The organism is Simkaniaceae bacterium (genome assembly GCA_021734805.1).
In the GTDB taxonomy this organism is placed as follows: domain Bacteria; phylum Chlamydiota; class Chlamydiia; order Chlamydiales; family JACRBE01; genus Amphritriteisimkania.
Genome location: JAIPIG010000003.1, coordinates 1 through 12,798, shown reverse-complemented (window position 1 = coordinate 12,798; position 12,798 = coordinate 1). Strand labels below are relative to the sequence as shown.

Below are 12,798 nucleotides of genomic sequence, written 5' to 3'. Positions count from 1 at the left end.
GTTTGCGGAAAAAATAAAAGAAAAAATTATATTTTTATGTTGAAGAGCGATTTAACAGAGTTGTCATAAGATATGATTAGCGCTTTAGCGCGGTTTTCATCGATTGGTCTGAGCTTTTCATAAAGGCGCATTCCTTTTGCATTTAGATTTTGGGCAAAATAGAGCTTCCCAAGCTTAAAAAGCACTTCGGGATCATTTGGGCACAGGTTTTTTAAAAGTTCATACTCTTTGATTTCCATTTCGTGTTGATCGAGCAAGTGATAGCAATGAGCCAAATGAGCATGGATCCATGGATCATTTGGAGCATAATCATCTAATATCGTTAACTCTTCAATAGCAAGCCGAATCACGCGTTCATAGCTCTTGATCATTGCAGGTTTGGATTGCATGCGGTTGAGAAGATCTGATGAATTTTGATTGGATGGGCTATACAATTTGCTAAATGTCATATAACAATTTGCAAGAGCAGTGTGTACTTTAAGATCGGTGGGATGTTGAATAATTTTGGCATGGTATTCTTCTAGAGCAGTGAAAAATAAGATCTCTTTAATAAAAAATTCATCTCTCCACACTAGATATTGTCCCAATCGATTGAGAACATTAAAAACAGAGGTCGTTTCAAAGAGTTGGAAGCGATTTTCATCAAGTAATTGGATCATTTTTTGAAGGCCTTTTGCAATCGCTAAATGATCATGCATGTCACCAACCGATTCTCTTAAATAGGATAGATATTGATTTTTAAGGAGGAGCAGCTGTTCGGGTTTTTTTGTTTGCAGGTAGTAATTAACAATAAAGTAGGTGAATAAGGTAATTAAAAAAAGGGCGAGTTCAATTGCGATGAAATACGATCGCTGATTGACATTCATCGTAAAAAAAAGGGCTAGAATTTCAATGACGAGTGTTCCCATCATCATCCAATGAAAATAGACATAATGGCGTAAAATAGATGCAAATTGCCGGGGAAAACTTTCTTCCGAAAGGGTCGTCGAATGATCGTTTGATAAATGTACGCTAGCGCTCATGCATAATCCTTCATATTACAAATTTGAGAGCGTACCATTTGCAAGAAATAAATTCATCTTCTCAAAATAGAAGTGGGCCCCTTCCGGAAGGGCCTACTTCTTACCCTGAAGCGTCTGACCTCGATTAGGTGCTGATCATGTAATCAATCACTTTATTGCTAACGCCTGCATTTTTCAATTTAATGACTTGGGGAGAGGTGAGATAGAATTTACTGTTGGATTGTTTGATGAGCTCAATAATCGTATTGCTCTCAACCCCTGCTTGTGTCATTGCAATGACGTCATCTACACTGAGTTGTTGCTCATTATCTATACGCCTTAATGTTTGGGGGTTATCGCGCTCAAGCCGTTCCCTTTGTTGTTGATCTATTGAAGCCCCAATAAGTCCACCTGCAGCAGCCCCAATAGCGCCTCCGATGATCGCTCCTGTTCCCCCATCGATAAGGGCACCGGCACCAATACCAAGTCCTGCCCCAACAAGCGCTCCGGTCCCCGCGTTTGTAGAGCAGCCGGAAAATAAGAGAGTAGCTCCCAATCCGGATAATAGAATAAGTTTTTTCATAAAGCCTCTAATTATAACGAAGTTTTTATAATATTTTTTAATTATCATAAAACTAATAGAATGCAAAATTGAAAAAATAGAATCTCGAGTGAACAGAGGCTAAGTGGGCCACTCTCCCCTATGAAATAGGGGAGGGGTCTTAAAATCAGAGCATGGCGTCTTCTTTAAAACGATAGCCGACACCCCTCACCGTATCGATCCAGTTGAAGTCGGGGCCTAGCTTTTTTCTGAGGGCTGCAATATGGACATCGATATTGCGATCTACAACGAAGGCATCGTCATTGTGAATATCATCGAGGAGTTGATTGCGGGTTAAGACTTTACCGCGATTGGATAAGAGTCTTTTCAAGATACCGAATTCAGAGAGTGTAATGGTAATGACTTTATCCCTTTTTCTAAGGAGATAACGGTCGACTTCTAATGTGAAGTCCCCAAAGCTGATATTTTTATTAGATTTTTCGCTCTCTTTTGAGCCGCGCCGTAAAACAGCTTTAATACGTGAAAATAACACTTTAGGCGAGAATGGTTTAGAGATATAATCATCCGCCCCAAGCTCAAGGCCTAAGACCACATCGAGTTCCTCTACTTTTGCTGTGAGGATAATGACGGGGATATGGCGCAATTCGGAATGACTCTTGATCTTGCGGCAAACATCAAAACCGTTTTGACCGGGGAGCATAATATCGAGAATGACGAGATCGGGTTTCTCTCGTTCAACGGCTCTAAACCCATTAATTCCATCAACTTCAACATGTAATTTATGTCCTGCTGCTTCAGCATGAAGCTTAATAAGAGCTGCAATATCTTCTTCGTCTTCAATCAATAAAATTCTTTTCTTTTGCGTCATTGCTTTAATCCTCTAGTATCACCCCAAACGAGATGAAGATTATATTAACATATTTTTGATCAATGGTATTATACCAAATGTGAAAAATCAACAAAATTTAATTGGCAGTTGGGACCATGAGTTCTTGACCCACAAGGATCAAATCATCATTCAGTTCATTGATTTTTTTTAGGGCATCAATTGACGTGTTATAATTTTTTGCAATTTTTTGTAGAGAATCCCCTGATTTCACAGTATAAGCACGCAAGCCATGCCCTTCTTGGTGCAAAGCTGAAATTTCTTTAAAATGCCGTTTTAGCTTCCCAATTTCTGCAATGACCTCATTGTGAAAGGCAATGGATTGCTCAAGATCTTTGATTTTATCCTTATATTGACCGAGGGCTTTAATCGTCTGGTTGGCATGGGTTTCAAGCTGCATCAAATCAGAGAGGATTTCTTTTTGCTTTCCTTCAAATTTATCGAGTTTTTTTTCGAGCATGGCAATGTGATATTGTAGCTCTTCCAGCGTCGATTTTTGCTTTTCACTGGATTCAACTTTGAGCGAGTCAATTTGATCATCAATGCGCACTAGCTTCCCTTCATAAATACCAAGTTGCATTTGTTGCGTATTGAGGTCGTGTTTTAATTCCTCAATTTCAGTCCGCATGCGGTGCATGCTCATTTCAATTTGTTGCTTTTCTCCGCGGTTTGTCGAGTGGATTGATGCACATGATGCAAATAAAAATGGCGTAAGGGAGAGTAATGCAAAGTTGAGATAGGGTAGTCGTCGCATAAGTTATCCTTGATGTGGGTCATAAATTTTAAATTCAACGCGTCGGTTTTTTGACATGGCTACGCGGGACTTGCCTTGGATAAGTAGGCGGTCTTTGCCACGGGAAATAGTGAAAATGCGATCTCCGCTAATGCCTGCTTTAATGAGTTGGTTGCGAATGTAGTTTGCGCGGCGAGAGCCAAGGGCTTGGTTATGAGATTCAGATCCCCTGTGATCACAATGTCCTTCAACAAAGAGGAATAGATCGGGATGTTTTTTTAAATAGTCGGAAACGCGGGCAATGGTTGTGAAGTATTCTTTTAAACGGAGTTTGTGGTCATCCGTATTAAAATGAACCATTCTAAAAATAGCTGCTAAATCGTGTGTTGGTGTTCTAAATTTTTCAATATGCAGCTCTTGTTCGGGTGCTGCTTGAGGTGCAATCATCTCAGAATACTGTGGTTTTAGATCTTCATTGCGCAAGGGAATAAAGTCATCTTCTTGGGGTAGCATCAAATCGTCCTGAGTGACAACGATTGCCCGCTCATCGGATGGTTTTGAAAAAAGCGATTGCGTTTTATCATTGAGATATTTGCCAAATGCTTTTGTGTTCTCCCACATCACTGTTGAAGAGGTCGTATTGCAACCTGTTAAAAGGCTCAGAGAAAGGAGTGTTGATCCAAATAATTTTTTCATAGATTCCTCATGAAATGTCTGTGACTACTTTGTTCCCAAAAAGGGTAATGTTTAATCCCCGGGCCAAATGTGATTTGAACACTTTTGATTTGGTTTAAATTGATCATATATAAATCGTAATTAGGCGATGTTGTGTTATAGACCAAATGCAAACTATTATTTGCCCAAGCGGGATTTTCCTTATCACCCGGACCTGTTGTCAATTGGTATTCTTCTTTCGCCGCTAAATCATAAATCCAAATTTGGCGTATGCCATTTGTTTTAGCACTATAGGCTAATTTTTTTCCATCAGGTGACCACGAAGGGGATGTATTCTCTCGATTTAGATTGGAAATGCATTCAATTTGGGGGCATTTGCGTGATTTGAGCGTTTCTGTGAGATTTAAGATATAAATGCGGGGTGTTCCTGATTGATCGGAGACAAAAGCGAGTTTAGAAGAATCGGGGCTAAAGGAGGAGGCAGATTGAACGCCTGTAGGATGCGAGTAAATTTGTTGAGGTTTGCCAATGGCCTGTAAATCTTTTGAAAGGTGTTGAATAAATAAATCGGGGTGGCCGCTCGCATCGGAGATGAATGCGATTAAATTTCCAAGGGATGAGGTCGACGGGAGTAATTGATTTCCCCGCAATTGAATAAATGGCCGGCTCTCACTTCCATCAAATTTGGCCACATGGAGCTTAGGTTGTCCCTTTTTAAAACAAGAAAAAATAAAATGGCTTCCGGAGGGTAAAATAACGGGGTTGAGGCACAATGTTTTTTCATGAGTCAATTGTGAAGCAGGTAAAAGATCGGGGTATTTTAAAAAAACTTCAGCAAGATCTAAATTCGATTCATCGGTATGAGAGTATAAGATTTTTTGAGAAGCGATCCCCGGTGTTTTATACATCTTTTGGTGGAGGGCATCGGCGAGCAAATGGATGCGATGCACATCGTCATGCAAAGACCCGGTTAAAAAGACATCATCCATTGCCTCACCAAGACTCATCATCAAAGAAAAAAGAGTGGTTTTCCAAATATTTCCGACAAGCTCAAAGCGAAGCGTGTGTTTTGCAGGTGGGTTATTTGCAATGTCGTGGGGCTTATAGGTAATGATTTTGTCGATCTCGGCATCGCCTTTTTTGATTTCAGAATAGCCGTTATTGTCAAAGTCAAAATACAAAACTTGATAGAGTTGTTCGAGATAATCTGAGGGAAGCTCTGTTGTATGAGTGATGAGTTTTGAGAGATACACGCTTGAAAAAGCCGTTTTTGCTTTGACATATAGGATGAGATTGTCTTCTGCACTTGCACAAGAGAAAATAAAGCAACATAGGGCTATCCATGATTTAATCAATGCCATATAGCGTCACCGTCATAGGAGGATTAAGCGATAGTTCTTCGCATAAAGATTTAGGTAAACAAAGCGAGTTTAAAAGTTTCAAGATATAGCGAGCATTTTCATCTTCATCGGATTCGAGAATCTTAATCTGTGATAATGCGCCGCTGTCCATGATTGTGAATTGTACTTGCACTTTTCCTTTTTTGGGAAGTTCAATTAAGCGATAAAGCAGATCGAGAAGTTGTTCGCCTAAAGGATTTTGATTTTGGGGGGCGTGGAGTGTCATTTCTTCGGGTTGAATTGTTATGGTGGGAGATTCTTTTTGAGCTTGTGGTGTTTGAAGTGCTTCAATTTTAGCAAAAAGCTGATCCATCGAGGCTCTCGATGGTGATTTCTTTGAGCGCTGCTTTGCGCGGGCTTTGCGCGTTGGATGTTTTTTTTTCTTAGGTTGTATGGATATCATTTGAGTTTGAGCAGGTAGTGGGGAGTAGATGATAGGTTGGGGGGGTAATACTTTGGTTGTAACCACAATTTTTTTGCGCTCCGGCACCTTAAGGGGGGGACGATAAAAAAAAATGAGCGCAAAGGGCAAGGCAATATGGATGGTTAAAACAAAAAGAAAAACACAAAAATTATTTTGCTTGAAGAATGATGTCCATTTCATCAAAGCCGGCCTCCTCCAAAGCATTTTTGAGGATTTGGTATGTACCAAACGATGCCGCTTCATCGTGATAGACAATGGGGGTAAATGTAGGGAATTTCATTTTGATTGCTCTCAAGGTGGGTATGAGGAGGGGGATGGCGATTTCTTTGTTATTTAATTGGATGTGATTATCGCGCGAAACTGTGATTTTAAGCATTTGAGGGGTGATATCGGAAAAACTCTCTTTAGAAGGAGCGCCGTTTGAGAGTTTGACATGGTCGATTTGAAGTAAAGGGGCAGCCAGCATGAATAAAATGAGAACGACAAATAGAACATCGAGAAGGGGCGTAAGATTAATGGGATCGGACTCTGTTTCAAGGGAAGAGGGGAGGCGCTTCATACTATGACTCTACTTTTTGGTATTGCATGCGCAGCTGAGATAGCAAAAAATGGGAAAAATCTTGCATGTCCAAGTAAAATCCGCGGTGTGCATTTTTTAAAAAGTTATATGCAATGAGTGCGGGGATCGCAATGAGCAATCCGATCACGGTTGTTCCAAGGGCCGTTGAGAGTCCGCCGATGATCACTTCATTGGAGAGGGCGCCTTGTTTGGATTTCATCTCAAAGAGTGAGAGTAAAATCCCCCAAACCGTGCCTAAGATTCCGACAAAGGGGGCAAGAGAGACAATGGTGTGTAAAACATATAAATTTTTACCTAGTTTTTTGAGTTCTATATCCGTTGTTATTTCGAGATGGTTTTCAATCAGTGTAATATCTTGGTTTGAGAGAAAAACTTTGTCTTCTTTAGAAAAAAATCGCCTCTTTTCTAATACTTCCGTTGTTTTTTGTTTTAAGATATGGATGAGGTGTCCATAGGGGATTTGATTTGGAAATGCCTCTATTTGTAAAAGATTGGAGGATGGTTGTTGTAGTTTCTCCCAAATGAATGCGCAAGTGCGTCTCACTTTGGAAAAAAGGAGGAGTTTTTGCACGAGGATGGTCCATGTGACAATTGAGAGGGAAAATAAAATGATAAAAATAAACTTTCCAATCGAGTCGGAATGGGTAAAGGCATCAAATAGGATAAAAAGAGAGGACATACGACTCCTAGACAATTCAGTTCAAATTTAGTACCATTGAACGGAGGCCAAGCCGTAGGCTCGTCTTGTTCAAAGTCGAGTTTAAAACCCTTTGACAGCTCCCCATGGCTAAAGCCGGGGGTTTTACGCCGTCAGCGATAAAGTTTTACAAAAGAGTTTATTTTTGATCACTTATATTGATAGCCATTTACACCTTTCATCGCAAGCATTCATTGATGACAGCGAGCAGGTGATTGAGCGGGCTAAAGCTGCCGGAGTGAGCCGGCTCATTAATATTTGCACGGATGTTGTCACGCTACAGCTCGGTTTAAAGCTAAGTGAGCGCTACCCAATGATTTATAATGCCGGAGCGACCACGCCCCATGATGTCGAAGCATTGGGAGACAAAGAGTTTGATGCCTTTGAACAGGCAGCACGGCAAGAGAAACTCATTGCAATCGGAGAAACGGGACTCGATTATTATTACGAGCATGCGCCTAAAAAAATCCAGCAACAATTTTTAGAACGCTATCTTCTTTTAGCAAAAGAACTCCACCTACCCGTTATTATTCATTGTCGAGAAGCTTTTGATGATTTGTTTTCGATTGTCGCATCGACCGATCCTACAGCGAGAATTTTACTGCACTGCTTTACCGGAACGGAAAGTGAAGCGAAGCGAGCAATAGAAAAGGGGTGGAGGATTTCTTTTAGCGGGATTGTGACGTTTAAACGTTCTGAAGCACTACGCAATGTTTTGAAAATGGTTCCCTCTGAACATATTTTAATTGAAACGGATGCCCCCTATCTTGCGCCACAATCTAAGCGAGGGCAACGGTGCGAGCCGGCCTTTCTAAGGGAAACGCTCATTGCCGTAGCCGATATCAAAGGGTGTAGTTTAGGGGAAATGGCATCGGTCACTGAGAAAAACACGCTTCAGTTTTTCAATATTTAACCCGCCCTATTCGGAGCGGTCTTCAATAGAAAAAATATCGGAAAAGAGCTGTTTGGTGGTATCTCGTCCTGCGACGGCGATTGACTCGGTCAATGGAATATGTTTAGGACAGACTTGAACGCAGTTTTGTGAATTACCACATCCTTCAATTCCCCCTTCTTGCATGAGGGCATGGAGGCGATCTCTCTTTTGCATCTGTCCTGTCGGATGATCATTAAAGAGGCGCACTTGCGAGATAGGAGCCGGACCCATAAATTGAGTTTTGGGGTTCACTTGAGGGCACGCTTCCGAGCAACAGCCGCATGTCATGCATGTCGAAAGAGTATACATCTTCATCTGCTTTTCTTGGCTGATTTTAGGCCCGAAACCGTTTGTTGCAGAGCCTTCCGTATCGATCCAAGCTCTGACTTTCTTTAAGTGATCGAACATCACTTCTCGATTAACAAAGAGATCGCGTACAAGGGAAAATTTTGATAGGGGGGCCAATGTAATCGTATCGGAGTTTGTTTCGTTGAGAATATCTTCGATAATGGCAGTACATGCCTGTCTTGGTCTCCCATTGATCAGCATGGAGCAAGATCCGCACACTTCTTCTAAACATCCCATTTCCCAAACAATGGGCTCTACTTTTTCCCCTGTTTTAGTGTAGGGGTTTTTCTGGATATCCATCAAGGCGCTAATCATGTTATAAAGCGGTTTTCTATCGAGTTCAAATTCTTCGAAATATTGTTTTTTCGATTCACCTCTCAAGATCTTAAGAGTAAATTTTCCCTTCATGTGATCCGCCTTACAAATCGGTTATATGGGTAATTCAATATTTATAGGCATATTCTTAAATTCAGGAATGCCTTGATGTGTTTTGACATATTTTCTTTCTACAGGTTCAACGTGTCTTAAGTCAACCGGCTCATAGGAGATTTTAGGTTCCCCCTGTTTTGGATCGTATTCGGCGATCGTTGTTTTAAGCCAATTATCATCATCTCTGTTAGGAAATTCGGGTTTGTAGTGCGAGCCGCGAAATTCGTTTCTGAGCAGGGCTCCTTTTGTGATAATGAGAGAGAGTTCGAGCATGGCTTTAAATTGATTTGCAAGGACATAGGTCTGATTAAGCGTTGTGGATTTGTCATCGAGCGTGATGTGCTTATAGCGCTCTTTAATCTCTTTAATGGATTGGATGGCTTCTTCTAAGCTCTTATTATTGCGCACCACCGTGACATCTCGTACCAAAATATGGGCCAGTTCATCGTGCAAGAGGTGGATGTTTTCATCGCCATTTCTCGATAAGATTTCATGTTTGAATGCTTGTTCTTTGGCAACAGCTGCTTCAAAACAATCTTTTGTGAGATCCGAATAGTGCTTTGTCACGGCTTCTTCCAGATAGCGGTTCACTTCAATCCCCGTGACGAGACCTCCATAGACGCAAGACATCAGTGAGTTGCCACCGAGGCGATTGGCTCCATGGTATTGATAATCGGCTTCGCCAACGGCAAAACACCCGCGGATATTTGTCATTTGTCGGAAACGCTCAAAGCGATCGGGGTCATCGGCTGCAGGCCAATCAACCCAAGCGCCTCCCATAGAATAATGGACACCGGGGAAAATTTTCATAGGTACTTTGGAAGGATCCTCTCCGGTGAACTTGCGATAGATTTCCAATACGGAAGCATATTTTTCCTTCAGCTCATCAGAAAAATGGCGGACATCTAAATAGACCTGTTTTTGTCCGTCAATGCCAAGTCCAAGCGAGACGATTTTTACAATCTCTCGTGCAGCGATATCGCGGGGGACGAGATTTCCAATGTCGGGATAGAATTCTTCTAAGAAATACCAAGGTTCGCCCGTTTGTCCACAGACGACTTCTTTGCCTTCCGGGTTGATCGCTTTTTTATTTGAATCGCCATAAACCCAAATGCGTCCACCGCCACCGCGCAATGTTTCGGTCATGAGGCGCAGTTTGTCATATCCCGGGATGGCGGTTGGATGGATTTGAATAAATTCGCCATTGGCATATTTCATTCCTTGCATGTAGAGCCTGGCATTCGCAGCTCCGGTACAAAATGTGGAATTCGTGGTCGCTTTAAACATATAGCCAAGACCACCTGTTGCAATCACAACGGCATCGGCTTTGAGAAGCATGAGTTCGAGATTAAATAAGTTCATCATGACAATGCCTCTTGAGAGGCCATCGTCATCGATCACCAGCCGCATAAATTCGTGATGTTCAAATTTTTCAATTTGTCCTAAGGCTTCAAAACGGCGCACCTGTTCGTCAAGAGAGTAGAGCATTTGTTGGCCCGTTGAACTGCCTGCAAAAGCTGTCCGGTTATAAAAAGTTCCGCCAAAGCGTCGGAAATCAAGTCCGCCTTCAGGCGAGCGATTGAATGTACAACCAAATCGATCAAACATTTGAATGATTTTGGGTGCTGTCAGGCACATCTCAACAACCGGGGGTTGATTTGCAAGAAAATCTCCTCCCTTAATGGTCTCATAAGCGTGAATAAGAGGAGAGTCGTGTTCTGAGCGCATATTCATGGCGGCATTCACTCCTCCTTGGGCACAAACGGAGTGGGAGCGCTTAACATGGGTCACGGAAACGATTTTGACATGGCAACCGAGTTCAGCGAGTTTCATTGCTGTTGACAATCCCCCTAGGCCACCACCGACGACAATGACTTCTTTTTTCACATTTTGCACCATGATCGCTTAACTCCTAAGATTAATCCAGTAACTGCCCCAAATGGCTGCTAATCCTAAAAATCCGAATAGGATCATTAGCGCTAAGGCAATTTTAGTAAAGACGTGTTGAGTTCCCATTTTTAAAATGGCGCCCCAGGTCATTAAAAATGTCCAAAAGCCATTAAAGGCATGAAAGACGGCCGCAATGACAAAAACAGTGTAAAGACTACTTTTAATGGGGCTTTTAAATGACTCTCTGACATTGAGAAGAGTCGCTGTTCCAAAGCTATTTGCTGCGGCAATCACTTGGTATTGATCAATAGGCCGCTCTTCTAAAGACCTAACCCATTCTTTTTTTTCCTGAAAGCGCTGAAGGCTATCGTAAATGCTAGCCGATTCGGGGTCAAAGGAGAAGTGGTCGGCCTCTAGTTTATTATGCTTTATCTCTTGAAGCTTTTGATCGACAAGAGACATTTTCGATGCCATAGCCGCAAGGGCATTTTTTTCATTTGAAATAGCGCTGATATTAAAGAGGCGCACATTCAGGCGATCGCAAAGAGAATAGAGCCCTTCATCCATATTCATACGTGTTAGGTAATAGGTCTGTTTATTATCCTTTGATTCAATAGGATAAATGAGAAAACGCATATAAAACACGTGCAAAGCGATGCCGATGAGCAAAATCCACGAAGTTAGTCGCTGCCAGGTGTATGCGTGATTGCGTTTATATTGCATGATAGGACGGGATCCATTGGATCGCATCGAATTAAAACGCCCTAAGACAGCATAGTAGACTCCGAATCCGGCATGAAACAAAATGGGGATGCCAATGAGAAGAATTTCGACAACATGTAAGTAAGGGACATCATGGAGCCAATTGACCATGCGGATAAAACCCGCTCCATCTTGTCCGATCATCAACGCCGCTTGGGAATTGGTGATGAGATGTTCCATCAAAAATAAAACAATACCAAGTCCCATCAGAGAATGGACGCGTGCCCAAATATACCTTTGAGAGATCAGGGTGGAGCTTGTTGTCATGACAACCTCATTATGAAAAAAAAGATCATAACGGGATTATGCATAAAAAGAAATTTTAAGCTCAAAAAAAGATCTTTTTTATCGGAATGAGTTGAGTAGATTGGCGGTGCTCATTTGCGAGCCGATATTGGATAGCGGTAAGCGGGAGAGGCGCAATCGTAAAGTTTTGTGAAAGTGCTTTAAGAACCGACGTAAAGAAAAAAGAGCGATCGCACAGGTATTCTTTTAGAGGGGTAATAAAATCCTCGTGTGAGCGGGCGAGGCGGTAGGCGGGGGTTTTAGCGGGATGTCGCAAGAGGTTCATTAAAGTGGGGTTGTAATCCCAAAGAAGAGTGGAATGATGAAGCCAGCGCCCCTTTTTGAGGTATTGTGCATTGCCGCCAAATTTGCGATTGCCGATGACGTAATCATTTTCTCGAAGCATTGCATTGGGAATAAAAGAGTGATAGAGGGTTGAGCTCCATTCCATGATGGGTTGGGGGAAGGGTTTGAAGGGGTGAGCGGCACTATTAAAAATAAAGCTGACAAATAGCGTGTTGTCATCTACGACAACAGTTCCTCCGCCGGAAAAGCGTTTGATGATCGGAATATGGAGGTTTTGGGCCTCCTTGAGATCAATCAGCTCATCGGGTTTACCTGAAATGCCCATTACAATAGCGGGAGAAGAGCCCGTATTTGTAATCATATAATTTTGATCGCACGTTCTAAGGAGCGCCTCTTCGATTTGCAGCTGTTTTAAAATTGAAGTTTCTTGCAGCGCGATGTGATAAAGAGTGGGTAGATTATGATCGTTCAAAGCCGGGATACTTCACTTTAATATATTATCTCGACTCCGATAATACCTCAAATTGGCGTTGTTGCATAATTCATTTTTATCTAACATGCTCATTATTAGTTTTTACCACAGAGAGCACAGAGGTACCGGAATGTGCATTTTCTTGATTTTTCTCTGTGCTCTCTGTGGTTGTTAAAGTCCTTATGGTCAATAACCTGATAGTTTATCGAATTATGCAACAAAGCAGATGCAGCTGCTATTTTAGATCAAGATATTGCATTGAAAACCGATCAGATTATATACCGCTCGTCATTCAAGAGTTGTTTTTTTTGTCGCCGGCATCCCCGCTTGGTCGATTTACCTCACCTCTGCCTATTGTCAATAGCGCGTCGGTTCGGTAAAGGGCCTTCGGCCCGATCGACCATCGGTGCGCCG

14 protein-coding genes are annotated in these 12,798 nt (G+C 42.0%); 1 reads left to right on the top strand and 13 read right to left on the bottom strand.

The annotated features are described in order from the left end of the window. Positions 1–26: 26 nt before the first annotated feature. From K9M07_00990 to K9M07_00950, 9 genes are all read right to left on the bottom strand, one after another. On the bottom strand, positions 27–1,022 hold the full coding sequence (locus K9M07_00990) for a hypothetical protein (GenBank protein ID MCF7851798.1): 996 nt from the start codon (positions 1,020–1,022) through the stop codon (positions 27–29). Between the two features lie 124 nt (positions 1,023–1,146). Then, complete coding sequence (locus tag K9M07_00985) at positions 1,147–1,584, bottom strand: hypothetical protein (protein MCF7851797.1); 438 nt, start codon at positions 1,582–1,584, stop codon at positions 1,147–1,149. Between the two features lie 145 nt (positions 1,585–1,729). Next, a complete protein-coding gene (locus K9M07_00980; GenBank protein MCF7851796.1) occupies positions 1,730–2,431 on the bottom strand; it encodes a response regulator transcription factor in 702 nt (233 codons plus the stop codon). A gap of 97 nt (positions 2,432–2,528) precedes the next feature. After that, on the bottom strand, positions 2,529–3,203 hold the full coding sequence (locus K9M07_00975) for a LysM peptidoglycan-binding domain-containing protein (GenBank protein ID MCF7851795.1): 675 nt from the start codon (positions 3,201–3,203) through the stop codon (positions 2,529–2,531). Between the two features lie 3 nt (positions 3,204–3,206). Further along, entirely contained in the window at positions 3,207–3,878 is a 672-nt protein-coding gene (locus K9M07_00970) for an OmpA family protein (protein MCF7851794.1), read from the bottom strand. After that, complete coding sequence (locus tag K9M07_00965) at positions 3,875–5,218, bottom strand: hypothetical protein (protein ID MCF7851793.1); 1,344 nt, start codon at positions 5,216–5,218, stop codon at positions 3,875–3,877. Before K9M07_00965 ends, K9M07_00970 begins: the two co-directional genes overlap by 4 nt. Then, complete coding sequence (locus K9M07_00960) at positions 5,205–5,861, bottom strand: hypothetical protein (protein ID MCF7851792.1); 657 nt, start codon at positions 5,859–5,861, stop codon at positions 5,205–5,207. The genes K9M07_00965 and K9M07_00960 overlap by 14 nt, the downstream gene beginning before the upstream one ends. Beyond that, entirely contained in the window at positions 5,830–6,240 is a 411-nt protein-coding gene (locus tag K9M07_00955; GenBank protein MCF7851791.1) for a biopolymer transporter ExbD, read from the bottom strand. The genes K9M07_00960 and K9M07_00955 overlap by 32 nt, the downstream gene beginning before the upstream one ends. Before the next feature lies 1 nt (position 6,241). Next, positions 6,242–6,940, bottom strand: coding sequence for a MotA/TolQ/ExbB proton channel family protein (locus K9M07_00950; protein MCF7851790.1), 699 nt, complete (start codon positions 6,938–6,940; stop codon positions 6,242–6,244). A 163-nt stretch (positions 6,941–7,103) separates the two neighbouring features. Between K9M07_00950 and K9M07_00945 the strand changes: the two genes are divergently transcribed. Further along, the gene (locus K9M07_00945) at positions 7,104–7,871 is read left to right on the top strand and encodes a TatD family hydrolase (GenBank protein MCF7851789.1); all 768 of its coding nucleotides are present in this window, start codon (positions 7,104–7,106) and stop codon (positions 7,869–7,871) included. 6 nt (positions 7,872–7,877) lie between these two features. Here the strand turns inward: K9M07_00945 and sdhB are convergent, their stop codons facing one another. From sdhB to K9M07_00925, 4 genes are all read right to left on the bottom strand, one after another. Then, positions 7,878–8,648 (bottom strand): succinate dehydrogenase iron-sulfur subunit, encoded by a 771-nt coding sequence (gene sdhB, locus K9M07_00940; protein ID MCF7851788.1) that lies wholly within the window; start codon positions 8,646–8,648, stop codon positions 7,878–7,880. Between the two features lie 21 nt (positions 8,649–8,669). Further along, a complete protein-coding gene (gene sdhA, locus K9M07_00935) occupies positions 8,670–10,568 on the bottom strand; it encodes a succinate dehydrogenase flavoprotein subunit (protein MCF7851787.1) in 1,899 nt (632 codons plus the stop codon). Positions 10,569–10,574: 6 nt separating this feature from the next. Beyond that, the gene (locus tag K9M07_00930) at positions 10,575–11,588 is read right to left on the bottom strand and encodes a succinate dehydrogenase (protein MCF7851786.1); all 1,014 of its coding nucleotides are present in this window, start codon (positions 11,586–11,588) and stop codon (positions 10,575–10,577) included. Between the two features lie 61 nt (positions 11,589–11,649). Then, positions 11,650–12,384 (bottom strand): lipoate--protein ligase family protein, encoded by a 735-nt coding sequence (locus K9M07_00925; GenBank protein ID MCF7851785.1) that lies wholly within the window; start codon positions 12,382–12,384, stop codon positions 11,650–11,652. Positions 12,385–12,798: the final 414 nt, after the last annotated feature.